Annotated in this window: 18 protein-coding genes; 8 read left to right on the forward strand and 10 right to left on the reverse strand. The window is 66.2% G+C overall.

Features of this window, described 5'->3' with window-relative positions; all coding sequences use genetic code 11:
• Positions 1–238: 238 nt before the first annotated feature.
• On the forward strand, positions 239–877 hold the full coding sequence (locus OKW27_RS32735; protein ID WP_090803440.1) for a ParA family protein: 639 nt from the start codon (positions 239–241) through the stop codon (positions 875–877).
• 45 nt (positions 878–922) lie between these two features.
• On the opposite strand, the gene panD is transcribed toward OKW27_RS32735, so the two are convergent.
• The 4 genes from panD to OKW27_RS32755 all read right to left on the reverse strand — a co-directional run bounded on the left by panD (position 923) and on the right by OKW27_RS32755 (position 3628).
• The gene (panD, locus tag OKW27_RS32740; RefSeq protein WP_184045579.1) at positions 923–1309 is read right to left on the reverse strand and encodes an aspartate 1-decarboxylase; all 387 of its coding nucleotides are present in this window, start codon (positions 1307–1309) and stop codon (positions 923–925) included.
• A 60-nt stretch (positions 1310–1369) separates the two neighbouring features.
• Positions 1370–2203, reverse strand: coding sequence for a pantoate--beta-alanine ligase (panC, locus tag OKW27_RS32745; RefSeq protein ID WP_429335908.1), 834 nt, complete (start codon positions 2201–2203; stop codon positions 1370–1372).
• A 283-nt stretch (positions 2204–2486) separates the two neighbouring features.
• Complete coding sequence (locus OKW27_RS32750) at positions 2487–3422, reverse strand: segregation and condensation protein A (protein ID WP_429335909.1); 936 nt, start codon at positions 3420–3422, stop codon at positions 2487–2489.
• A 20-nt stretch (positions 3423–3442) separates the two neighbouring features.
• Positions 3443–3628 carry a DUF3460 family protein gene (locus OKW27_RS32755; protein WP_090803441.1) on the reverse strand — a complete coding sequence of 62 codons (186 nt, stop codon included), beginning with the start codon at positions 3626–3628 and terminating at the stop codon, positions 3443–3445.
• A 267-nt stretch (positions 3629–3895) separates the two neighbouring features.
• On the opposite strand from OKW27_RS32755, the gene OKW27_RS32760 reads away from it, so the two are divergent.
• Both OKW27_RS32760 and OKW27_RS32765 read left to right on the forward strand, forming a co-directional pair.
• Positions 3896–5749, forward strand: a complete 1854-nt coding sequence (locus tag OKW27_RS32760) for an autotransporter assembly complex protein TamA (protein WP_429335910.1) — start codon at positions 3896–3898, stop codon at positions 5747–5749.
• Positions 5750–5794: 45 nt separating this feature from the next.
• On the forward strand, positions 5795–10132 hold the full coding sequence (locus OKW27_RS32765; RefSeq protein WP_429335911.1) for a translocation/assembly module TamB domain-containing protein: 4338 nt from the start codon (positions 5795–5797) through the stop codon (positions 10130–10132).
• Between the two features lie 97 nt (positions 10133–10229).
• Here OKW27_RS32765 and metG read toward each other — a convergent pair whose 3' ends face one another.
• Positions 10230–12362, reverse strand: a complete 2133-nt coding sequence (gene metG / locus OKW27_RS32770; protein WP_429335912.1) for a methionine--tRNA ligase — start codon at positions 12360–12362, stop codon at positions 10230–10232.
• Between the two features lie 404 nt (positions 12363–12766).
• Entirely contained in the window at positions 12767–13420 is a 654-nt protein-coding gene (locus OKW27_RS32775) for an OmpA family protein (RefSeq protein ID WP_429335913.1), read from the reverse strand.
• A gap of 340 nt (positions 13421–13760) precedes the next feature.
• Here OKW27_RS32775 and apbC point away from each other — a divergent pair, with 340 nt between their 5' ends.
• The 5 genes from apbC (at position 13761) to OKW27_RS32800 (ending at position 19416) form a co-directional block, all read left to right on the forward strand.
• Complete coding sequence (gene apbC, locus OKW27_RS32780; RefSeq protein WP_090803450.1) at positions 13761–14849, forward strand: iron-sulfur cluster carrier protein ApbC; 1089 nt, start codon at positions 13761–13763, stop codon at positions 14847–14849.
• A gap of 130 nt (positions 14850–14979) precedes the next feature.
• Entirely contained in the window at positions 14980–15516 is a 537-nt protein-coding gene (locus tag OKW27_RS32785; RefSeq protein WP_090803451.1) for a superoxide dismutase family protein, read from the forward strand.
• A 205-nt stretch (positions 15517–15721) separates the two neighbouring features.
• Positions 15722–16291 carry a dCTP deaminase gene (dcd, locus tag OKW27_RS32790; protein ID WP_008924193.1) on the forward strand — a complete coding sequence of 190 codons (570 nt, stop codon included), beginning with the start codon at positions 15722–15724 and terminating at the stop codon, positions 16289–16291.
• A gap of 90 nt (positions 16292–16381) precedes the next feature.
• The gene (locus OKW27_RS32795) at positions 16382–18667 is read left to right on the forward strand and encodes an arginine/lysine/ornithine decarboxylase (protein WP_018419715.1); all 2286 of its coding nucleotides are present in this window, start codon (positions 16382–16384) and stop codon (positions 18665–18667) included.
• Between the two features lie 2 nt (positions 18668–18669).
• Positions 18670–19416 carry a lysozyme inhibitor LprI family protein gene (locus OKW27_RS32800; RefSeq protein ID WP_429336615.1) on the forward strand — a complete coding sequence of 249 codons (747 nt, stop codon included), beginning with the start codon at positions 18670–18672 and terminating at the stop codon, positions 19414–19416.
• Between the two features lie 31 nt (positions 19417–19447).
• Here the strand turns inward: OKW27_RS32800 and OKW27_RS32805 are convergent, their stop codons facing one another.
• From OKW27_RS32805 to zwf, 4 genes are all read right to left on the reverse strand, one after another.
• Positions 19448–20374, reverse strand: a complete 927-nt coding sequence (locus tag OKW27_RS32805) for a bestrophin family protein (RefSeq protein WP_090803457.1) — start codon at positions 20372–20374, stop codon at positions 19448–19450.
• Between the two features lie 153 nt (positions 20375–20527).
• Positions 20528–22444, reverse strand: coding sequence for a bifunctional transcriptional regulator/glucokinase (locus OKW27_RS32810; RefSeq protein ID WP_187614126.1), 1917 nt, complete (start codon positions 22442–22444; stop codon positions 20528–20530).
• Positions 22422–23138, reverse strand: coding sequence for a 6-phosphogluconolactonase (gene pgl, locus OKW27_RS32815; protein WP_429335914.1), 717 nt, complete (start codon positions 23136–23138; stop codon positions 22422–22424). Before pgl ends, OKW27_RS32810 begins: the two co-directional genes overlap by 23 nt.
• 193 nt (positions 23139–23331) lie before the next feature.
• A complete protein-coding gene (gene zwf / locus OKW27_RS32820) occupies positions 23332–24795 on the reverse strand; it encodes a glucose-6-phosphate dehydrogenase (RefSeq protein ID WP_090803461.1) in 1464 nt (487 codons plus the stop codon).
• Positions 24796–25078: the final 283 nt, after the last annotated feature.

Raw genomic sequence — 25078 nt, forward strand, 5'->3', positions numbered from 1 at the left:
TCAGGTCCTTGTCGAAAAAAACGGCGGGTTGGAGCGGCCGATTCGCGATGCGGGGGCTTCGGCCGCGCTGAATTTGTCGATATTATCAACGCCTGGACCGGTGGGCGTCCCTGGAAACGGAACTTCGAACGGCAGCGATCGTGGAGCCCGCCGGCGCCGGTCACAGCGGATCGGCGGGGACGGAGCAATAGCGCGGCAAACCGGCTGGCGGTGTCCAGCCTTCTTTCCGGGAGATTTCATGTCGGTGATCGTGGTGGCGAATCCGAAGGGCGGCGTGGGCAAGAGCACGCTAGCGACCAATCTGGCCGGCTATTTCGCCGCGGCGGGCGAATGGGTCGCGCTGGCCGACCTCGACAAGCAGCACTCCGCGCATGCGTGGCTCGAATTACGGCCCGCCACGCTACCAAATATCGAAACCTGGGAGGTCAACCCCGACACGCCGGCCAAGCCGCCGAAAGGCCTCGAGCACGCGGTCGTCGACACGCCGGCCGGCCTGCACGGCAATCGCCTGAACATCGCGCTCGATCTCGCCGACAAGGTGATCGTGCCGTTGCAGCCGTCGCTGTTCGATATTCTCGCGACCCAGGAATTTCTCGAGCGGCTGGCGAAGGAAAAGGCGGTCAGGAAGGGCGCGATCGAGGTCGGCGTGGTCGGCATGCGCGTCGATGCGCGCACGCGCTCGGCCGAGCAGCTGCATCGCTTCGTCGAGGGATTGAAGCTGCCGGTGCTCGGTTTTCTGCGCGACACGCAGAACTACGTGCAGCTCGCGGCGCACGGCCTGACGCTGTGGGACGTCGCGAAAAGCCGTGTGGAGAAGGATCTGGAGCAGTGGCAGCCGATCGTCGAGTGGACGAACGGCGCGGGGAAGAAGGGCTGAGGCGGGGGCTGCCCACCATCAGTCAAGCGTCAAGCTGAGCTTCGCTCAGCTCCAGGCCTGCGTGGGCACGTGGTCGCGGCTGCCCTTGATCCTGTTGTTTTCATCGACGAACACGAGGTCCGGCTTCCAGCCCGCCTTCAACTCCGCCTCGTCGACCACCGCGAACGCCGCGATGATGACCAGATCGCCGAGCTGCGCGCGACGCGCGGCCGAGCCGTTCAGCGAAATCATGCCGCTGCCGCGCTCGCCCTTGATCGCGTAGGTCGAGAAGCGCTCGCCGTTGTTGATGTTCCAGATGTCGATACGCTCGTTTTCGACGATATTCGCCGCTTCGAGCAGATCTTCGTCGATCGCGCACGAGCCCTCGTAGTGGAGCTCGCAGTGCGTGACCGCGACGCGGTGAATCTTCGACTTCAGCATATTGCGTTGCATGATCAATCCAATCCTGTGTGACTGCGCAGTGTAACTGTGTTCGCGCGGGCGGTTGCGGCGTCAGATTTCGAGGTTGTCGATGAGCCGGGTCGCGCCGAGCTTCGCGGCGGCCAGCACCACGAGCGGTGCGTTGGCGTCCTGCGCGCCGGGCGCGATCAGGTTCGAGCGCTTGCGGATCGCGATGTAATCGGGATTCCAGCCGCGCGTCGCGAGCGTCGCTTTGGCCGACTCTTCGAGTTTCGCGAAGTCGCGCTCGCCCGCGAGCACCGCGTCGCGCACCCGATTGAGTTCGGCGGCCAGCATCGGCGCCTCGCCGCGTTCGGCGGCTGAAAGGAACCGGTTGCGCGAGCTGAGCGCGAGGCCGTCGGTGTCGCGCACGGTTTCGGCGGCGACGATGTCGGTCGGCAGCGCGAACTGGTGGCACATCTGGCGCACGATCATCAGCTGCTGGTAATCCTTCTTGCCGAACACCGCGACGCGCGGCTGCACGCACGACATCAGCTTCATCACGACCGTGCACACACCGTGGAAGAAGCCGGGGCGAAATTCGCCCTCGAGGATGTCGCCGAGATCGTGCGGCGGATGCACGCGGTATTCCTGCGGCTCCGGATACATGTCCCTTTCGGTCGGCGCGAACAGCACGTAGACCCCTTCCTTTTGCAGCTTCTCGATGTCGGCTTCGAGCGTGCGCGGATATTTGTCGAAATCCTCGCTCGGGCCGAACTGCAGGCGGTTGACGAAGATGCTCGCCACGACCGGGTCGCCGTGCTGGCGCGCGAGGCGCATCAGCGACAGATGGCCCTCGTGCAGGTTGCCCATCGTCGGCACGAAGGCCGTGCGATTCTGGCCGCGCAACTGGTCGCGCAATTCATGGATCGAGCTGATGACTTTCATGATCGGACAGGGATAGGCTCGCGCGGCGCGCGATCCGGTTGGCGCGACACCTGGCGGAATCGCGCGGCTCATCGCCTCACCGGCAAATGACGGGTTCGGAGCGCGGATTGTAGTGGATTTGGGCAGCGGACGCACCGAAACGCGGCGGCACTTCCGAGTGGCGCGCGACGAGCTTGCCGCGCACTCCCCGCTGAGGCCCGCCAGGCTTCGCTGCGACGGTGTTCGTAGCGAGATTTCCACGGTCCGGCCGCGGTCCGGCCGTCAAGCGGCCGTCATTCAGCGCTCAGGCCGGTAGATACGCCAGTCGCACGTAAATCGGCGCGAACGGCTCCGCCTGGGTGATTTCGACGAGCGATTCACGGCACAGCTCGAGCATGGCGATGAAATTCACGATGACGACCGGCACGCCGCGGCTCGTGTCGAACAGATCGGAAAACTCGATGAAGCGCGCATTTTGCAACTGCCGCAGGATCAGGCTCATGTGCTCGCGCACCGACAACTCCTCGCGCGAAATCTTGTGATGCTGGACCAGCTTCGCGCGCTTGATCACGTCGGCCCACGCGGCGCGCAGGTCGTCGCTGTTCACGTCCGGGAAGCGCGGGGCGACACTCTGCTCGATGTAGACCTCGGCGCGCAGGAAATCGCGCCCAAGCTGCGGCAACTGGTCGATGCGTTGCGCGGCGAGCTTCATCTGTTCGTATTCGAGCAGGCGGCGCACCAGTTCGGCGCGAGGGTCTTCGGCTTCCTCGCCGGTGTCGGCCTTCTTGACCGGCAGCAGCATGCGCGACTTGATTTCGATCAGCATCGCGGCCATCAGCAGATACTCGGACGCGAGTTCGAGATTGGTCTTGCGCAGTTGCTCGACGTAGCCGAGATATTGCACGGTGACATCCGCCATCGGGATGTCGAGCACGTTGAAGTTCTGCTTGCGGATCAGGTACAGCAGTAGGTCGAGCGGCCCCTCGAAGGTCTCGAGGAATACCTCGAGCGCGTCCGGAGGGATGTACAGGTCGTTCGGCAGCTTGAACAGCGGCTCGCCGTACAGACGCGCGAACGCGACGCCGTCGACCGTGTCGGGCGTCGAATCGGTGGCGGGCGCGGAAAGCGCGGTGTCGGACGGTGCCGGCGCTGGGCCGTGAACCGGGCCGTGTATTGGACCGTGTATCGGGCCGTGTATCGGGCCGTGAAGCGGACCATGCACCTCGTCAGCGTGACTCATCGTCGGCGTGACTGGGGAGCTTAGAAGTTCTGGTAGTACGAGTAAGGCGTCTGCTCCACGCGCGAAGTTTTCTGCTCGGCGCGCTCTTCCAGATCGATCGGCTGTTTGTCCCACAGCAGTGCGCGGCCTTTGCGTTGCTCGGCCTCCAGATTGGGCTTCTGTTGCTTGAGCTGGTTCAGGAACTGGGTGATGTCCGATTGATACATGGCTCGACGTCCGTGGTGGGTAGGGTGGCGGCTCTCGGGCTGGCCGCTGCGCGGTGCCGCGGGGAGGGCGCCGTCGTCCGCGATTTTACCGCATGCGTCGCGGGCGGTCGAAAATCGCCGCGGGCCGCCCATTTTTGAGATGAAGCGCGGAGCTCCGCCAGGGGTACGAGACAGGCCGATCGGGGTCGCGTTGTGGTCAAATAGCATGCCTCGATCGCATGCGCGGCCGGGGCGCGAGAATTCACTCATTGAGGCCGGAGGTCCTGTTTGGCGGGAGGTACGATCGACATGCCGCGTGCGTTGCGCGGCGAGACCGGCCAGGCGCGCGGGCGCGCGCGTGAGCGCGAGGCGCTCGCGCGGTGCTGGCTGCGTGCGTCGCTCGCCATCGGCCTCGGCCTCCTGATGTTGCTGCTCGCCGCGGGCAAGGCTCACGCGGCGAGCAAGGCACCGAGCTACAAGGTCGAGGTGGTCGCCGAGCCGCGCGCGCTGCGCCGGCTGCTCGAACAGCACCTCGATATCTCGCGTTTCGCGAAGCGGCCCGACATCACCGACGACCAGTTCTCGTTCCTGATCACCGCGACGCCACAGCAGGTGCGCGATCTCGCCGCGACGCAGGGCTATTTCTCGCCGCTCGTCAGCACCGACGTGCGCACCGTCGACAACCTGCGGCAGGTCACCGTGCGCGTGGAGCCGGGCCCGCAGACCAAAGTCACGTCGGTCGATCTGTCGTTTCGCGGCGCGGTGCTGACCGAAGACCCATCGCGCGAAAACGCGACGCGCTTCGCGTTCTCGCTGCACGAGGGCCAGCCGTTCTCGCAGGGCGCCTGGGACGACGCGAAGAACGCGTCGCTGCACGAGCTGCAATCGCGCCGCTACCTCGCCGCGAAGATCTACCACTCGGAGGCGCTGATCGATCCGCGCACGCACACGGCGAAGCTGTCGGTGATCTACGACAGCGGGCCGACCTTCACGATGGGCCAACTCGACGTGCAGGGCATGAAGCGCTATCCGGAGCGCATCGTCCACAACGTCAATCCGATCTCGCCGGGCGACATCTACGACACGCGCACTGTCGCCGAACTGCAGCGGCAACTGCAGAACACGCCGTACTTCGCGAGCGTCGCGATCGACCTCGACGACAACCCCGCCAAGCCGCTCGACACGCCGGTGCACGTGAAGGTGTCGGAGTTTCCGTATAACAGCTTCCGCGGCGGCGTCGGCTATTCGACCGACAACGGCCCGCTCGTGCAGGGCGGCTACACGTATCTGAACACGTTCGGCGCGGCGTGGCCGTTCACCGTCGAGGGCCGCGCCGACAACACGCAGCAATACGGGCAGATCCAGCTGTCGATGCCGCCGGGCCAGCACGGGTGGACCAATAGCGCGCTCGCGTCGTACACGACCACCGACGTCTCCGACACGCGCATCTACAGCATCCGCGGCGGCGTGCAGCGCTCGCGCACGTCGCAGTTCCTCGACTACAGCTATTCGCTGCTGTTCTACGACGATCAGCTCGACCAGAACGCGGCGCCGCCGAGCCGCGCGCACGCGCTGGTGCCGGGGTGGTCGTGGACGCGGCGCGACACCGACGACCCGCTGTTCCCGCGCCGCGGCAACCTGATCCACGTCGAGGCGGGCTTCGCGGTGAAAGGTCTGCTCGCCGACCAGTCGTTCATCCGCGGCTACGCGCGCGGCCAGCAGTATTTCCCGATCGGCGTCGACGACATCGTGCTGATCCGCGCCGAGCTCGGCGGCGTATTCACGAGCGGCAGCTCGAGCGGCATTCCGGCGTCGCTGCTGTTCCGCGCGGGCGGCTCGAACTCGGTGCGCGGCTACGGCTTCCAGAGCATCGGTAACAACGTCGCCGGCTCGATCCTGCCGACCAAGTACCTGCTGACGAGCGCGGCCGAATACCAGCACTGGTTCTCGCACAACTGGGGCGCGGCCGTATTCTTCGACATCGGCACCGCGACCGACACCTGGGGCGAAAAAGTTTTCTATCCGGGCGCCGGCGTCGGCGCGCGCTGGCGCAGCCCGGTCGGCCCGGTCAATCTCGATGTCGCTTACGGGATCCGCGATAACCGGGTGCGGCCGTATATCACGCTCGGCATCGCGTTCTGACGTTTTGACGACAACCCACTACCTTATTTGCCACCGTATTCACGCATGACCACCGACGTCACCGCCCCGCCCCCCGCGCAGCCGCCCGGCGCCACGCCGCCAGGACCGCCGGATGGGCAGCAGCCGCCCGACACGCCGCCGCCGAAGCGGCGCTGGGGCCGGCTGCTGCTGAAGTCGGTCGCGGGCACGGTGGTCATGCTGGTACTGCTCGCCGCACTCGCGGTCGGTCTGCTGTACGGGGCGCTGACGACCGAGCGCGGCACCGCGTACGCGTGGCACGCGGCTGTGAAGCTGCTCGGCGGCCGGCTCGCCGGCACGCTCGACGGCGGCACGCTCGCGCGCGGCGTGCAACTGCGCGACGTGCGCTGGCGCAGCCTCGACGGCAGCGGCACCGACATCGAAATCGACCGCATCGCGGGCAGCTGGGCGCTCGCGCGCGAGCCGTGGCGGTTCACGATCGACTACCTGCACGTCGGCACGATCGAGGCGCGCGTCGGCCCGTCGTCGGCGAGCACCAGTGAGCCGCTGAGCTTGCCGCAGGATCTGCAGCTACCGATGCAGCTGGAGATCCGCGACGTGCGGGTCGAGCGGCTGCTGCTGCACCAGGGCGCGTCGACGACGGAGCTGTCCAGCTTCGCGTTTCATGGGCGCAGCGACGGGCGTCATCACGAGGCCGTGATCGATCGGCTCGATACGCCGTTCGGGGCGCTGACGGCAGCGGCGAAACTCGATGGCGTGCGGCCGTTTCCGCTCACCGGCGAAGTCGGTTATGCGGGCAAGGTCAACGATGAAGCGGTGCAGGTGGCCGGCCATGTGAGCGGCACGCTCGAGCAGCTCGTCGCCGAGCTCGATGCGAGCGGCATGAAGCTTGCCGGCCACGCGCGGGTCGAAGCGGCGCCGTTCGCCGCGGTGCCGTTGCAGCGCGCGACGCTGAGCTTCGATCATGTGAATCCGCAGGCTTTCGCGCCAGGTGCGCCGCTGGCCGATCTGGCGGTGCGCGCGGAGCTGCAGCCGGTCGAGCAGGGCGCGGCGACCGCCCCTGGCACAGCCAGCGCGGCGAAACCGTCGGCCGCCAGCCATCCGCACCACATCTTCGGCGACCACCACGCGCCGGCCCAACCGGCGGCGGGTTTCGCCGTCGCCGGCCATGTCTCGATCGTCAACGCGAAACCCGGCGCAATCGACCAGAAACTGCTGCCGCTGATCGATGCGAACGCCGACGTGCGCCTCGACGCCCACACGCAGAGCATCTCGAACCTGAACGTGCGGCTCGTGCGCAACGCGACGCTCACCGGCGGCGGTGCGCTGAGCGGCCGGCACGGCCGGCTCGATCTGAGCGTCGCGCGGCTCGACCTGAACGCGCTGCAGGCGACCCTGCGGCCGACGCAGCTGTCCGGCCCGATCGGCATCCGCCTGAACGACGACATCCAGACCCTGACGCTCGATCTCGCCGACCCCGCCGCCGCGCTGCGCGCCCAGGGCAAGATTACGTTCGACCCCGCACGCATCAGCTTCAACGACGTGCGTGTCACGTCGGGCCGTGGCCGCATCGATCTATCGGGCGCGCTGAAGCACGATGAGAACTCGACCTACAACCTGAAGGCGCAACTGACCGATTTCGATCCGCTGTCGCTGACCTCGCAGATGCCCGCCCGCACGCCTGTCACGACATCCGGCGCGTCCGCCGCGAGCGGCGCGCAACGCGAGCGGCAAGCGCAAGCCGCGGCGCTCGTGGACAGCACCGCCGGCGCGAAGAGCGCGGCGTCCGGCGATCAGGCCGCCGCCATCGCGAAGAACACAGCGCAGGCCGCGGTGCAGACCGAAGTGCTCGAGCGCGGGACGCCACCGCCCGCGCATCGCGCGGGCCATGCGCCACGCGCGGCCGCCCATGCAGGTCCGCCAGCGCGCAGGATCGAGGCGCGCGTGAACGCCACGGTCACGGCAGCAGGTGTGCTCGCGCCGGTCTTCACGACGCGCGCCGAATTCACGCTCGGTCCGAGCGTCTACAACGACCTGCCGCTCACGGGCGGCGGCATGATCCAGCTGGCCGGCTCGCGAATCCTGCCGAGCCACGCGAATCTTTCGGTGGCGGGCAACCGGGTGAATCTGCAAGGCAGCTTCGGCGCGGCCGGCGACCGGCTGCGCTTCGGCATCGACGCGCCGCAGCTCGATCGGCTCGGCTTCGGCCTCGCGGGCGCGGTCGCCGCGGACGGCGACGTTACCGGCTCGTTCGCGCATCCGAACGTCACGCTGAATTACAAGGCCGACAGCGTCGTGTTCGCGAGCAACCGCATCGGCCATGCGGAAGGCCACGCCGAGTTGCGCGACGGCGCGAACGGCGCGCTCGCGTTCACGACCGACGCGCGCAACGTCAACGCGGGCGGCGTCGACCTCGCCACGCTGACCGCCCGCCTGTCCGGCACACGCGCGAACCACACGCTCGAAGCCGCCGCGACCGGCAAGCTGCAGGACCGACCGCTCGATCTGACGCTCGCCGCCAACGGCAAGCTGACCGACACGCGCGACGGCTCGCGCTGGGACGGCACCGTCACGCGTCTGCAAAATCGCGGCACGCCGGCGCTCAATCTCGAATCGCCGCTCGCGCTCAGCGTCGGGCCGGGGCACCTCACGCTTGGCGCAACGCGCCTGACGATCGAAGGCTCGGTGCTGACCCTGAAGTCATTCGCGTTCGATCACGGCCGCATCCAGTCGGCCGGCAGCCTGACCGATGTGTCGCTCGCGCACTTGCAGGAGCTGCGTCACCAGATCACCGGCGAGCCGCCCGCCGTGCACACCGACCTCGTGTTCGACGGCGACTGGGACTTCTCGCTCGGCGCGACGGCGAGCGGCCACATCGAGCTGCGCCGGCGCAGCGGCGACGTGACGGTCGAGATCGGCCGCGGGCTCTCGTCGATGGGCATTGGCGACATCCGAGCGCGCGCCGAATTCACCGGCGGCAACCGGCTCAATGCGACCGTGCATGCGCAGGCGAGCCGCGTCGGCGTGATCGATGCCGACGCGCACACGCCGCTCGTGCTGCGCGACGGCATGTTGAGCGTCGATCCGCAAAGCGCGCTGTCGGGCAACGTGAACGCGAACGTGCCGTCGCTGCGCACGACGGGCGGCCTGCTCGGCCCCAGCTATCTGCTCGACGGCCATCTCGCGCTGAAGCTCGCGCTCGGCGGCACGGTCGCGAAACCGAACGTGACCGGCTCGCTGACCGGCGACGGTCTGTCCGCGACGGTCGTGAGCCAGGGCGTGCAACTGAAGGACGGGGTCGTGCGCATCGCGCTGTCGCAGAACATGGTGGACTTCCAGCAGGTCGAGTTCCACGGCGCGAGCGGCACGCTGCGCGCGACTGGGCGCGTGCGTCTCGACAGCCCGGAGCCCGACATGACCGCGAGCATCGTCGCGGACAAGCTCGATGTGTTCGCGTCGCCGGACCGCCATCTGTCGCTGTCGGGCAGTGCGAACATCTCGAACGGCGGCGTGGAGCGCGGCCCTGTGATCGACGGCAAGTTCGTGGTCGACAGCGCGCGGTTCGATCTGCCCGAGCAGGCCGCGCCGAGCCTAGGCGACGACGTCGTGATCATCCGCCCGGACGGCACGCGCTCGGGCGGCCGGCCGCGTCCGAGCGAAGGCGGCCAGCCGCCGGCGAGCCCGTTCGCGCCTCGCGCGAACATCGAGATCGGCCTCGGCAACGACTTCCGCTTCCGTGGGAAGGGCGCCGATCTCGGCCTCGCCGGCACGATCACCGCGACGAGCGCGCCGAATACGCCGCTGCGCGCGGTCGGCAACGTGCGCGTCACGCCGGGATCGACCTACACCGCATTCGGCCGCAAGCTCGCGATCGAGAACGGCTTCTTCACGTTCAACGGGCCAGTCACGAATCCGGGCATCAACATTCTCGCGATGCGCCGCAACCAGCAGGTCGAGGCCGGCGTACAGGTAACGGGCACGCTGCAGGCGCCGGTCGCGCGGCTCGTGTCGGAGCCAAGCGTGTCGGACAACGAAAAACTGTCGTGGCTGCTGTTCGGCCACGGCACCGACCAGGGCAATAACCTCGGCCAGCAGAGCACGATGACGACCGCGCTCGCGCTGCTCGGCAGCGCGACGGGTCAGCGGATCGCGCAGACCGTCGGGCTCGACGAGTTTTCGATCGGCCGCAGCGACGTCGGCCTGACCGATCCGCAAGTCGTGATGGTGTCGAAGGCGATCAACGAGCGGCTCGTGATCGGCTACGAGCAGGGGTTGCAGTCGGCGAGCAATGCGATCAAGGCGACGATCAATCTGACGCGATACTGGTCGCTGGTCGTGTATGGCGGCACGTTCTATGGCGCCGACGTGCTGTACACGCGGCGCTTCGACCGGATCTCGTGGTGACGCGGGCAACATAAAAAAACGGCACGCCTGGAAGCGTGCCGTTTTCGTCATACCTGCCTGCGGCGAGGTGGGGCGAGGCGCCCGAAGGCGCCGCGCGTTACTTCACGCGCATGCCGGGCTTCGCGCCGCTATGCGGCTCGAGCACGTAGAGGCCCGGTTCGGCCTTCTCGTCCGCCGCCGATGCCGCCAGCACCATGCCCTCGGACATGCCGAACTTCATCTTGCGCGGCGCCAGGTTCGCGACCATCACGGTCAGCTTGCCGATCAGCTGCTCCGGCTGATACGCGGACTTGATGCCCGAGAACACGTTGCGGGTCTTCTCTTCGCCGACGTCGAGCGTCAGTTGCAGCAGCTTGTCCGAGCCTTCCACCGCCTTGCAGTCGACGATCTTCGCGATGCGCAGATCGACCTTCGCGAAGTCGTCGATCGTGATGATGCCGGCCTCTTCTTCCTTCGCGGCGACGGCCTTGGCGTGGGCCTTCGCCTTGGCCTTCGCGTCGGCCGGCGCCGCTTCCGGCGTGGCCTGCAGCGAGTCGCGATTGGCCGCGAGCAGCGCCTCGATCTGCTTCGGATCGACGCGCGTCATCAGATGCTTGTACGCGTTGATCGGGCGCGCCGAGCTGAGCGGCACGGTGGCGTCGGCCCACACGAGCGGCTCGATGCCGAGGAAAGCCTCGACCGCTTCGGCGAGCTTCGGCAGCACCGGCTTCAGGGCCAGCGACAGCAGACGGAACGCCTCGATGCTGACGCTGCAGGTCTCGTGCAGCGCGACCGCGTTGGCCGGGTCTTTCGCCTGATCCCAGGGCTTGGCGGTATCGACGTAGGCGTTGACCGAGTCGGCGAGCTCCATGGTCTGACGCAGCGCGCGGCTGTACTCGCGCGCCTCGTAGTGCGCGGCGATCTGCGGCAGCGCTGCGCGCAGCGTGCCGAGCAGCGGATGATGCATCGCGCTGTCCTGCACGCGGCCGTCGAAGCGCTTGATCAGGAAGCCGGCCGCGCGGCTCGCGATGTTCACGTATTTGCCGACCAGATCGCTGTTCACGCGCGCCTGGAAGTCGTCGAGATTCAGGTCGAGGTCTTCCATCGTGCTGTTCAGCTTGGCCGCGAAGTAGTAGCGCAGCCATTCCGGATTCAGGCCGGTGTCGATCACGCTTTGCGCGGTGATGAAGGTGCCGCGCGACTTCGACATCTTCGCGCCGTCGACGGTCAAAAAGCCGTGCGCGAACACGTTGGTCGGCGTGCGATGGCCCGAGAACTCGAGCATCGCGGGCCAGAACAGCGTGTGGAAATACAGGATGTCCTTGCCGATGAAGTGGTACTGCTCGGCCGTCGAGCCCTTGCGGACCCACGCGTCGAAGTCGAGGCCGCGCTTTTCGGCGAGGTTCCTGAAGCTTGCGTAGTAGCCGACCGGCGCGTCGAGCCACACGTAGAAATACTTACCGGGCGCGCCCGGAATCTCGAAGCCGAAGTACGGTGCGTCGCGCGAGATGTCCCAGTCGGCGAGCTTGGCTTCGCCGGCGTCGCCGAGCCATTCGCGCATCTTGTTGGTCGCTTCCGGCTGCGCGAGGCCGCCGACCCAGGCGCGCAGGAAGTTCTCGCAGCGCGGATCGGACAGGCGGAAGAAGTAGTGCGTCGAGGTCTTGCGAATCGGCGTCGCGCCCGAGACGACCGAGTACGGATTGACGAGCTCGGTGGGCTGGTAGGTCGAGCCGCAGACCTCGCAGCTGTCGCCGTATTGGTCTTTGGCGCCGCATTTGGGGCACTCGCCCTTGATGAAGCGGTCCGGCAGGAACATTTCCTTGACCGGGTCGTACGCCTGTTCGATCTCGCGCGCGTCGATCAGCCCCGCTTCCTTCAGCGCGAGGTAGACGTTTTCGCTGAGCACGCGGTTTTCGTCGGAGTCCGTCGAGTAGTAGTTGTCGAACGAAATGCCGAAGCTGTCGAAGTCGCGCTTGTGTTCGAGCCAGACGCGATCGATCAGCTGTTTCGGCGTCAGACCTTCCTGTTCCGCGCGCAGCATCACCGGCGTGCCGTGCGTGTCGTCTGCGCCGACGTAGTAGACCTCGTGGCCGTGCATTCGCAGCGCCCGGACCCAGATGTCCGTCTGGATATATTCGACCAGATGGCCGATATGAATCTGCCCGTTCGCATAAGGAAGGGCCGACGTGACGAGAATCTGACGGCGGCCGGGCGGCGCGCCTGCTGGGAGGTCGGTGGCGGGTGCTGACATAAGGATCGGGGGTGCCTGCGGTGGGACGAAACGGTGATTTTAGCAGGGCGCACGCCGCACGCGGACCGGGCGCGGCGGGCTGGACGCGCGGAACAGAGGGGGATGGGGGCGGGCGCTGCGGTGGGGGACCGCCAGGAACGATGCCTGGCGAAGCGGGGTGCAAAACCGCGCGGGCAAAAAAAACCGGGGTCGATAAACCCCGGAGCAACAACGACAAGAGGAGAATGGTGACGTGATGGCTTCGCCAGCCACGTACCGTAAAGACAGACCGCGGATTTTCCGCAGAGTTCGAAATTTTTTCGATCCGTCGACAAACCGGTCCGGCGGCTCGTCCCGCCCGCAAGCCGGGCGCGTGCGGCTGAAGCCCGGCCGGCCCGGCGGCGCCTTCTCCTTGAGACTTGCCCTTATTGGGTCGCGTGCTGGGCCGTGGCGCGCAGATAGATTTCGACGCGACGGTTGGCCGCACGGCCGGCTTCGGTGTTGTTGTCGGCGATCGGCTGGTTCGGGCCCATGCCGGTGGCCGACAGGCGCTGCGGCGCGATGCCGTGTTGCGCCAGATAGCCGGTCACGCTCTGCGCGCGATTGACCGACAGCGTCTGGTTGTATTGCAGCGAGCCGGTGCTGTCCGTATGGCCGACGACCGACGCGACGACTTCCGGATTCTGCTGCAGCGTCTGCGCGAGCTGGTCGAGCACCGGTGCGAACGACGGCTTGATCGCGTAGCTGCTGGTGTCGAACGTGACCGAACTCGGGATGTTCAGCTTGAGCGAGCCGTCAGGTTGCTCGGTGATCTGCGTGCCGGTGCCCTTGGTCGCGCCCGACATGCGGTTGCGGATGTTGTCCCAGTTGTAGCCGGTGATGCCGCCCACCGCGGCGCCGGTGGCCGCGCCGATCGCCGCGCCCTTGCCGCCGCCGAAGATCGCGCCGATCGCCGCGCCGGCACCAGCGCCCACGCCGGTGCCGACTGCTGTGTTGGTGCCCTGTTGGGTTGCGCAGCCTGCCACCAGCGAGCCGGCCACGGCGAATACGGCCACGCGAGTCATGATTCTTGCATTCATTTTGGTTTCCTTTCGAGTGCGAATGAGCTAGCGGGTAGCGGTCAGTCTATGCAGCGAACATTACGGCAATGCACCGACCACTCAGAAAGTTCGGGAACGATTCCTGCGCCTTGCTTCGCGCGGTCCTACAGCGAAGAAGGGTCTTAGGGCACCGTGTGCCGTCAGACACTACAATAGTGCCTGAAACACACAGTGATGCGACCCTACGGCGTCCCGCGTGCCCCGAAGGGTGCCCGGCACGTTCGATTTTCGCAATGCCACATAACAATTTCTTGCAAATTCCGCCGCGTGGCCGATCGGTCCATCTCGCCGCGCCGCACCTCTTCCCCACGGAGTATCAATGAGTATCGATCGGGCTTTGGTCGACGCCGCCGTCGCGGCCGTCACTGACCCCAACACGGGCGCGCCGTACGCGGCCGCGAAGAGCATCCGCAACGTGGTTGTGGAGGGCGACGCGGTCAACCTTCAGGTGACGCTCGGCTACCCGGCGAAAAGCCAGTTCGACGCGATCCGCCAGCGCTTCGCCGACGCGTTGCGCGCGGTGCCGGGCGTCGCGAACGTGCGCGTCGAGGTTTCGCAACAGATTGCCGCACACACCGTGCAGCGCGGCGTGAAACTGCTGCCCGGCGTGAAGAACATCGTCGCGGTTGCCTCGGGCAAGGGCGGCGTCGGCAAGAGCACGACCGCCGTGAATCTCGCGCTCGCGCTCGCGAGCGAGGGCGCGGCGGTCGGCATTCTCGACGCCGACATCTACGGCCCGTCGCTGCCCACCATGCTCGGCATCGAGGGTCGTCCCGAATCGCCCGACGACAAATCGATGAACCCGATGACCGGCCACGGCGTGCAGGCCAGCTCGATAGGTTTCCTGATCGAGGCGGACAACCCGATGGTGTGGCGCGGCCCGATGGCGACCTCGGCGCTCGAACAGCTGCTGCGCCAGACCAACTGGCACGAACTCGACTATCTGATCGTCGACATGCCGCCGGGCACCGGCGACATCCAGCTGACGCTCGCGCAGCGCGTGCCGGTTACGGGCGCCGTGATCGTCACGACGCCGCAGGACATCGCGCTGCTCGACGCGAAGAAGGGCCTCAAGATGTTCGAGAAGGTCGGCATCCCGATTCTCGGCATCGTCGAGAACATGGGCCTGCACATCTGTTCGAATTGCGGGCACGAGGAGCACATCTTCGGCGCCGGCGGCGGCGAGCGCATGGGCAAGGAGTATGGCGTCGAGGTGCTCGGCAGCCTGCCGCTCGACATCACGATCCGCGAGCAGGCCGACTCGGGCCGTCCCACGGTCGTCGCGGACCCGAACGGGCGCATTGCGGAGCTCTATCGCTCGATCGCGCGCAAGGTCGCGGTGCATATCGCCGAACGCGCGCGCGACATGAGCTCGAAGTTTCCGAACATCGTCGTACAGAACACCTGAGCGGCCGTTCGGGCGAGGGATTAGGGGTGATCTCGATCCCTATTTTCACGAACTCTCGCGGTATCATGTCGACTTCACGAGTTCGGCTCGGCGGCCGCAGGGGCAGCCGCCAGGCCGACAAGAGGATCGCATGGGAAAACGAATCGACGGGCACGCGGTACATGCGTTCATCGTCCTGACTGCCGGCTGTGTGCTGTTGAGCGGCTGTGGCGTATTCCTGAGACCACAGGAAAAGCGCGCCGACGCGCAACTGCTGCCCACCGTGGGCAATCAGGCGCACGGTCTCGTGACCTTTATCGAGCGCTCGGACGGCGTCCAGGTCACCTACAATCTCACGGGCTTGCCGCCCAATAGCGACCACGCGCTGCAGGTGCACGAGCGCGGCGACTGCAACGCCGCCGACGGCTCCAGCGCCGGTCCGGTGTTTTCGCCGGCGGCCGAACGGCTCAAGGCCGGCGCGCGCGTCGAGGGCGATCTCGGCAACATCCATGCGGACGCGAACGGCGTGGCCACCGGCTTCATCGTCGCGCCGGACGTGTCGCTCGACGGCATCCGCTCGGTGCTGCAGCGCGCGGTACTGCTCCACCGCGATGCGACCGATCCCTACGCTTACCCTCAGCATGGCGCGGGCGCGGCGATCGCCTGCGGCGTGATTCGCCAGCAGTGAAGCGCGAGCGCGCTTTCGCCGCGCCCGCCCCGCAACGGCGTCGTGCCAGTCGGCGGACCCCCTTCATCGGGCGCGCCTCGCGCCATCTGCGGCAGCGTCTCCGTGATCGCGTAAAATAAGCGGCCTTTGCCGGCTGGGCGCCGCCGCCGGCCGTTTTCATTTATCTTTCGTCACACCTGATATTCACGTCGAGCAGCTCTCACCTATGACCATCAAATCTGACAAGTGGATCCGGCGCATGGCCGAGTCGCACAAGATGATCGAGCCGTTTGCGCCCGATCAGGTTCGCGTCTCCGAAGACGGCCGGAAGATTGTCAGCTACGGCACCTCGAGCTACGGCTACGACATCCGCTGCGCCGACGAATTCAAGATCTTCACCAACATCAACTCGACGATCGTCGATCCGAAGAACTTCGACGAGAAGTCGTTTGTCGATTTCAAGGGCGACGTCTGCATCATCCCGCCGAACTCGTTCGCGCTCGCGCGCACGGTCGAGTATTTCCGTATTCCGCGCAGCGTGCTGACCGTGTGCCTCGGCAAATCGACCTACGCGCGCTGCGGGATCATCGTCAACGTGACGCCGTTCGAGCCGGAATGGGAAGGCCACGTCACGCTCGAATTCTCGAATACGACACCTTTGCCTGCGAAAATTTACGCGAACGAAGGCGTCGCCCAGGTGCTGTTTTTCGAAAGCGACGAGATTTGTGAAACGTCGTACGCGGATCGCGGCGGCAAGTATCAAGGTCAGCACGGCGTCACATTGCCGAAAACGTGACGCCGGCAGCGTCTTGACCCACCAGTTATTCGGGTGACCGCTGCGCTTTTTACGTAACGCAGCGGTCGTTTTCTTTTTGGAGAATCGCCCATGAAGTTCCGTTTCCCCGTCGTCATCATCGACGAAGATTTCCGCTCCGAGAACATCTCGGGTTCCGGCATCCGGGCTTTGGCCGAAGCCATCGAGAAAGAAGGCGCGGAAGTGCTCGGGTTGACGAGCTACGGCGATCTGACCTCGTTCGCGCAGCAGTCGAGCCGCGCGTCGTGCTTCATCCTGTCGATCGACGACGATGAGCTGCTGCCGTACGTCGATAACGTGGTCGTCGAAGGCGAGACGCCCGAGCTTGCCGCCGCGATCGTCGCGCTGCGCGCGTTCGTGACCGAAGTGCGCCGCCGCAACGCCGATATTCCGATCTTCCTGTACGGCGAAACGCGCACTTCGCGCCATCTGCCGAACGACATCCTGCGCGAGCTGCACGGCTTCATCCATATGTTCGAGGACACGCCGGAGTTCGTCGCGCGCCATATCATCCGCGAGGCGAAGGTGTATCTCGACTCGCTGGCGCCGCCGTTCTTCAAGGAACTGGTGCAGTACGCGGAAGAAGGTTCGTACTCGTGGCACTGCCCGGGTCACTCGGGCGGCGTCGCGTTCCTGAAGAGCCCGCTCGGCCAGATGTTCCACCAGTTCTTCGGCGAGAACATGCTGCGCGCCGACGTCTGCAACGCGGTCGACGAACTGGGCCAGCTGCTCGACCATACCGGTCCGGTCGCGGCCTCGGAGCGCAACGCCGCGCGCATCTTCAGCGCCGACCACGTGTTCTTCGTGACCAACGGCACTTCCACCTCGAACAAGATCGTCTGGCACGGCACGGTGGCGCCGGGCGACATCGTGCTGGTCGACCGCAACTGCCACAAGTCGATCCTGCACGCGATCACGATGACCGGCGCGATCCCGGTGTTCCTGACGCCGACCCGCAACAACTTCGGCATCATCGGCCCGATTCCGCGCAGCGAGTTCGAACCGGAGAACATCCGCAAGAAGATCGAGGCGAACCCGTTCGCGCGCGAAGCGCTCGCGAAGAACCCGAACCTGAAGCCGCGCATTCTGACGATCACGCAAAGCACCTACGACGGCGTGATCTACAACGTCGAGATGATCAAGGAGATGTTGGGCGAATGGCTCGACACGCTGCACTTCGACGAAGCGTGGCTGCCGCACGCTGAATTCCACGAGTTCTATCAGGACATGCACGCCATCGGCGCAGGCCGTCCGCGCATCGGCGCGATGGTGTACGCGACGCACTCCACGCACAAGCTGCTCGCCGGCATCTCGCAGGCGTCGCAGATCGTCGTGCAGGATTCGAAGAACAGCCGCTTCGACAAGCATCGCTTCAACGAGGCGTATCTGATGCATACGTCGACGAGCCCGCAGTACGCGATCATCGCGTCGTGCGACGTGGCCGCGGCGATGATGGAAGCGCCGGGCGGCACCGCGCTCGTCGAGGAGTCGATCGCTGAAGCGCTCGACTTCCGCCGCGCGATGACCAAGGTCGACACCGAATACGGCGACGACTGGTTCTTCAAGGTGTGGGGCCCGGACCAGTTCGCCGAGGAAGGCATCGGCTCGCGCGACGACTGGATGCTGCGTCCCAACGACGCGTGGCACGGCTTCGGTCCTCTCGCCGAAGGCTTCAACATGCTCGACCCGATCAAGGCGACGATCGTCACGCCGGGTCTCGACATGGACGGCGGCTTCGGCGAAACCGGCATTCCGGCCGCGATCGTCACGAAGTACCTGGCCGAGCACGGCATCATCGTCGAGAAGACGGGCCTGTACTCGTTCTTCATCATGTTTACGATCGGCATCACGAAGGGCCGCTGGAACTCGATGGTGACCGAGCTGCAGCAGTTCAAGGACGACTACGACAACAACCAGCCGCTGTGGCGTGTGCTGCCCGAGTTCGTGCAGCATCATCCGATGTACGAGCGTGTCGGCCTGCGCGACCTGTGCCAGCAGATCCACAGCGTGTATCGCGCGAACGACATCGCGCGTCTGACGACCGAGATGTACCTGTCGAGCATGGAGCCGGCGATGAAGCCGTCCGACGCGTTCGCGAAGCTCGCGCACCGCGAGATCGATCGGGTACCGATCGACGAGCTCGAAGGCCGTGTTACGTCGATCCTGTTGACGCCGTATCCGCCGGGCATTCCGCTGCTGATTCCGGGCGAGCGTTTCAACAGGACCATCGTCAACTATTTGCGTTTCGCGCGCGAGTTCAACGAGCGCTTCCCGGGCTTCCATACGGATATCCACGGGCTCGTCGGCGAAATGGTCAACGGGCGCATCGAATACTTCGTCGATTGCGTGCGCATCTGACGATGGGGTGGGTGACGTTTCTGCCGGGCCTGGCAGCGATCGGCCGCTGGCGGCGCGGGGCCGGCGTGCTGGTCTTCGCGCTGGCGGCCGGCACGGTGGTGTTCGGCGGCATCGCGAGTCCGGCGGCGCATGCCGAGGTGGCCGCCGCCGATCCGATCGACGCGTCGATGCGCGCATGTCTCGCGCGCGCCGACATGTCGACGACGATGGGGCAGGTGCAGTGCATGGACGCTGCGCGCATCGGCTGGAAGGTCGCGGTCGACAACGCGTACCAGCAGTTGCTCGCGAAGCTGCCGCCCGCGCGGCGCAGGCTGTGGGAAAGGAGCCAGTCGAGCTGGCTCGCGTCGCGCGATGCCGAGAAGCAGTTGCTTGCCGCGGTCTTCGCCACGACCCAAGGTTCGATGTACGTGCTTTCCGAAGCCGACATGCAGCTGCAGCCGGTGCGCGACCGCGCGCTCGCGCTGCGCAGCGCGCTCGCCGATGCGAACGGTCCGGCGCCGCGCCGGCCGCGAGCCTGCAACGCCGACGCGCGTTGCGAACACGCGATGTTCGATCTGAAGCGCTACTATCGTGTGCTCGAATCGAAGATGCCGGCGCAATCGCGGCCGACGCTCGTGCACGCGCAACGCGCGTGGAGCGCGTATCTGACGGCGTCGACGCGGCTCGTCGACGAGCACGGGCGTATCGACGTCATCGGCGCGCGCGTCGCGACGATCAAACGGCTCTCCGAAACGGTCGGCAACCACTGACGGTCGCCGACCGGCGCGGCCCACCGCGCATTCAATCCCATTGATAACGGTCTTCGCGCGGCTGCGGCGGCGCGAGCGCCGGCTCGCCGAGCAGATCGCGCATCGCATCCTCGATCATCGCGGACATCGTGTTGAGCGCGAGATCGTTGTCGTCGGTGCCGAACGGTTCTTCGAGCTGCGACGCGATCGCTTCGTGCGCCATGAACGTGTACGCGACGAACACCGCGAACACCGGCGTGAAAATGCCGATGCTATTGACAAGTCCGAATGGCAGCGACGCGCAGAAGAAGTACACGGTGCGGTGGATCATCACCGAATACGCGAACGGCAGTGGCGTCGACGCGATGCGCTCGCACCCGCCGATCACATCCGACAGCCCGCTCAGATTGCGGTCGAACGCGAGCACCGCCATCGGATCGAGCGCCCCCGCGCGTGCCGCGCGCTGCACCCATTCGCCGAGGCACAGCAACAGCGCGGCTGGCTTGTAGCGCGATCCAATCACACGTTCAAACAGTGCGCGGGGCAGCCGCGCGGCAAGGTCGTCGCGCGGTTCGGTCTTGCGCAACTGATGACGCAGCGCATGCGGGAGCGCGCTCAGTATCGCCAGAAACGCGGCGGCTTCTTCTTTGGGCAACTCGCGCGACGGCAGCGTCAGCGCCTGGCGCGTCAGCGAGCGCGACTCATTGAGCAACTGCCCCCACAGCTTGCGCGCCTCCCACCAGCGGTCGTAGCTCGCGTTGTTGCGAAAGCCGAGAAACACCGCGAGCGCAATGCCGACCAGCGAGAACGGCGCGATCGAGTTCAGGTTCAGGCTGACGGGCAGCAGATGATCGTGTGCGGCGAGCGCAATGATCGAGATGAAGAAGATCAGCAGGAGCCGCGGCAGCAACTGCGGCAGCACCGAGCCGCGCCACGCAAGCAGCATGTGAAACCAGTGGAGATGCGGGCGGATGATCATGGCAAAGCGGTTCGGCCAGGAGATAGAGCGCCTATTATCGGTCGCTTTTCGCGCCCCCAAACAGGAAAACCCGCGGCGGGCGCATCGAAGACGATGCGCACACGCCGCGGGTTCGTTCACCGCGAGCGGATCGGGACAGCCGTGAGCGGAGGCTCAGTCGCGCGCCGACGACGCAGCGCCGTGACTGAGCCAGTCGAGCACGGCCGTCGCGTCGTCGTCGGCGCCTTCGCGCGCTTTCTCGACCGTCTCGGCGACGTCGTCGCTCGGCACCGCGCGCCGAATCGCCACACCGACCGCGAGAATGTCGATCATCACGAGGTGCAGGATGCGCGAGATCATCGACAGTTGCGACTCGCGAATCTCGATGTGATCGGTTTCCAGCGCGACCGTCGCACGCTTCGCGAGCGGGGTGTTGCTTGACGTGATCGCGATCACCTGCGCGCCGGCCTGCATCGCGACGTCGAGCACGCGCAGCAGCTCGGGCGCGCGCCCCGACTTCGACACCGCGACGATCACGTCGCCCTTGCCGAGCAGCGCGGCCGAGGCCGCCTGCATGTACAGGTCACCGTACGCGATGGTCGGAATGCCGAAGCGGAAGAACTTGTAGTGCGCGTCCTGCGCGACGATGTTCGAATTGCCGAGTCCGTAGAACTCGATGCGCCGCGCGCCGTTCAGCAGGTCGATGGCGCGTTCCACGTGCTCGAAGTTCAGATGCTCGCGCAATTGCAGAATCGCGGACACGGTGTTGTCGAGCACCTTCGCGCCGAAGTCGGTCGCGGTGTCGCCGAGATGCACCTGGCTGTGGCTGACCGGAATCGTGCCGGTCAAACCGGTCGCGAGCTTGAGCTTGAAGTCCGACAGCCCCTGGCAGCCGAGCGAGCGGCAGAAGCGGATCACGGTTGGCTGACTGACGTCGGCCTTGCGCGCGATATCGACGATCGGATCGTTGATGATCGAACGCGGGTGGTTCAACGCGAGTTCGGCGACGCGGCGCTCGGCCGGCGTCAGCGCGTCGCGCATCTGGCGAATCCGCTCGAACACCGCCGACGAGCTGCCGCCCGCGCGGTTCGACAGCTGCTCCGCCAGAATCGCCGATACGCCGAGGAACGCCGGGTATTCGGCGGTAATCACATAGGTCGGCACGTTCTGCAGATACGCTTCGAAGCGGCCCTTCGCCTCGAAGCGCTGGCGAAACGACGAACGCGCGAAGAACTCGCCGAGGCGTGGCACGACGCCGCCGCCGATATAGATGCCGCCGAGCGCGCCGAGCGTCACCGCGATATTGCCGGCGAAGGTGCCGAGAATGCCGCAGAACACGTCGACCGATTCGGCCGCGAGCGGCTCGCCTTCGAGCGCGCGCTTGACCACATCGGCGGTATTGACGCTGGCCGGCACGCGCTTCTTGTCGCGGCCCGCGAGCGCGCGATAGATCACCTCGATGCCGGGCCCCGCGGCCACGCGTTCGAACGACACGTGCGACCACTTCTTGCGCGCGTACTGCAGCACGATATCTTCACGCTCGTCGGCGGGCGCGAAGGTGGCGTGGCCGCCTTCGCTGCCGAGCGCGATCCAGCGGTCGTCGGCGGGAATCAGGCCCGACACCCCCATGCCGGTGCCGGGGCCGAGCAGGCCGATCACGCTGTTCGGCCGGCGCTGGCCGCCGCCCACCTGCACGCGCTGAGCATCGGTGAGGCCGGGCAGTGCCATCGCGAGCGCGGTGAAGTCGTTGACGACGAGCAGCGTGTCGAAGCCGAGCGCGCGGCGCGTCGCTTCGATCGAGAAGGTCCAGTCGTGATTGGTCATGCTGACCTGGTCGCCGTCGACCGGGTTCGCAATCGCGATCGCCGCGTGATTGACGCGGCCGATCTTCGTGTCCTTCAGATACTTCTTGATGACGTCGGCGACACTCGGGTAGTCGGCGCAAGGATAGATCTGCACCGAGCCGATTTCGCCGGGGCCCGTCTCGAGCGCGAAACGCGCATTGGTACCGCCGATGTCGGCAAGCAGCCTCGGTCCATCGGCGTGCTGGACCGCGCCCGGCACAGCTTTAGTTTGCACACCAGTAGACATCGAGTCTCACTCCCTTGTCGTTTGCCAGCTGCGAGATGGCATTTTTTTGTAGCGCGGCGGACGCGGCATTGAGCACGTCCATCTTGCGCGGCCCTGCGATCAGCAGAAACAGATGCTTCACGTCCTTCAGCGCGGACAGCGACCAGCTCACGCGCGCGTGCGGCGCCGCGCCCGGATGCACGGCGACGAAACGCTCGGTCGTGTTGATCGCGTGATCCCATTCGGGCGCGTCGGCGAAGATCGACGCGGTATGGCCGTCTTCGCCCATGCCCAGCACCGCGACGTCGGGCGCCGTGGCAAAGCGCGCGTCCGCGTTCAGCGCGGCGACGTGCGAATGCAGATCCTGGGTGGTGTCGACGAGCGGCCAGAAGGTCGCGTGTTGCGCCGCGTTCTGCAGCAACGTGGCGCGCGCGAGCTGCGCGTTGCTCGCGCTATCGGTCTCCGGCACCCAGCGGTCGTCGACCAGCGTGATCGCGATGCGGGGCCAGTCGAACGTCTGCGTCGACAACGTTTGCAGGAACGGACGCGGGCTGCTGCCGCCGGACACGGCCAGCATGGCCGGGCGCGCGAGCGGGGTTGACGTGCCGGTGCCGGCCGCGTGTGCGGCAAGCGACGCATGTAACGCGTCGCCCACCGCTTTCGCCAGCGCGTCGGATTGGGCGCGCTGGTCGTCGAAAGCGTGAAGCTCGATCACTTCTCCTCCGTGCTGCTTTCTTGTTAGGTCTGCGGAATCAGCCTGACTACTCTCGCGCGACGCCTGCAAGGCGGGTGGCCTGCAAACGCATGACGCGATACCGGCGCGACTCCGTTCAGTTCGTCGGTGGTGTTGCCGGCGCCGCGCGCCGAGGTGTTCATCGCGCGCGGCGCCGTCCATCAATTCATCAAACTCAATTCTCTTCCTCGAGCCAGCAGGTGCCGTGCTGGGCGAGCATCGCGCTCGCCGCGGCCGGTCCCCACGTGCCCGCCGCGTACGGCTTGGGCGGCTTGGTCGAGGCCTTCCACTCGTTCAGGATCGGCTCGACCCAGCGCCATGCGGCTTCCTGTTCGTCGCGCCGCACGAACAGCGCGAGGCGCCCGTGGATCACGTCGAGCAGCAGCCGCTGATAGGCCTCCATCTGGCCTTCGCGGAAGAACCGGTCGAACGCGAGATCGAGGTATACGCTCGCGAGGTTCATACCCTCGCCGGGCTGCTTCGCGAGACAGTACAGACGAATCGTCTCGTTAGGCTGCAGACGAATCACGAGGCGGTTCGCGCCCGCGCGCAGCGCCGACGCGCCAAGCGCCGAATGCGGCACCGCACGGAAATTCACGACGATCTCGGCGACGCGATCGGCGAGCCGCTTGCCCGTGCGCAGGAAAAACGGCACGCCGGCCCAGCGCCAGTTCCCGATCTCGACCTTCAGCGCGACGAAGGTCTCGGTCGAGCTATCGGGCTTCACGCCGTGCTCGGTCGCGTAGGCCGGGACCGTGTTGCCACGGATCACGCCCGAATGATACTGGCCGCGCACCGCGACCTTGCCGATGTCCTGCGGCTCGACCGGTTTGAGCGCGCGCAGCACGCGCAGCTTTTCGTCGCGCACCGAGTCGGAATCCATCGAGTGGGGCGGTTCCATCGCGACGATCGACAGCAACTGCAACAGGTGGTTCTGCACCATGTCGCGCAGCGCGCCGGTATTGTCGTAGAAGTCGCCGCGCGCTTCGACGCCGAGTTCCTCGGCGATCGTGATCTGGATGCTTTCGACCCACTCGCGGCGCCACAGCGGCTCGAACAGCGCATTGCCGAAGCGCAGCGCGAGCAGGTTCTGCACCGGCTCCTTGCCGAGGTAATGGTCGATCCGGTAGATCTGTTCTTCCGCGAAGATTTCGCCGACCGCATCATTAATTGCGTTCGACGACTTCAGGTCGTAGCCGAGCGGCTTCTCGAGCACGATGCGCGCGTTGTGGTTCAGGCCCACCGCGGCGAGCGCATGGCAGATCGGCACGAACAGCGACGGACCCGTCGCCAGATAGAACACGCGGATGCCGGGCATCTCCTGGATCGCGTCGCGCAGTTGCGCGAAGTCATCCGGATTGCCGAGATCGATCTTCACGAACTCGATGCGCGCGAGGAAGCTCGTCCACGCGGCTTCGTCGAGGCCGTTCTTCGACACATGCGGCTTGACGTGCCCGTCGACCCACTGCAGATACTCGCCGCGATCCTCGACGTGCCGCGCGAGCGCCACGATCTTGCCGCTGTCGGCGAGCATGCCGCCCGCGCGGTGCGCCTCGAACAGCGCGGGCAGGATCTTGCGCATCGACAGATCGCCGGTTCCGCCGAAGAGAACGAAGGTGAAGCTTGTGTCGGTATGCATGAGTCTCCGTCGATGTCCTGAAGGGCCGCCGCGCTGATCGGACACTGCACGCGCAGCGCCCCGGAAGAGCGACCGTAGTCCGATAAAATATTTTTTGACACTGAATTGTAGTTTAACTACAATCCAAATCAAGAGGTAGCGCTAATTCGATGAAAAAAGAGCGTGCGCTGTACTGACGGAATGCACGCTTTTTGCGACTCGGCGGGCGTCCCCGGCACGCTGACGGACAATGGGACAACGCCTTCCGGTACGCGCCAGCAGGGTGCCGGCGGACCTTACGGAA

The organism is Paraburkholderia sp. 35.1, assembly GCF_050436525.1.
Classification (GTDB): Bacteria; Pseudomonadota; Gammaproteobacteria; order Burkholderiales; family Burkholderiaceae; genus Paraburkholderia; species Paraburkholderia tuberum.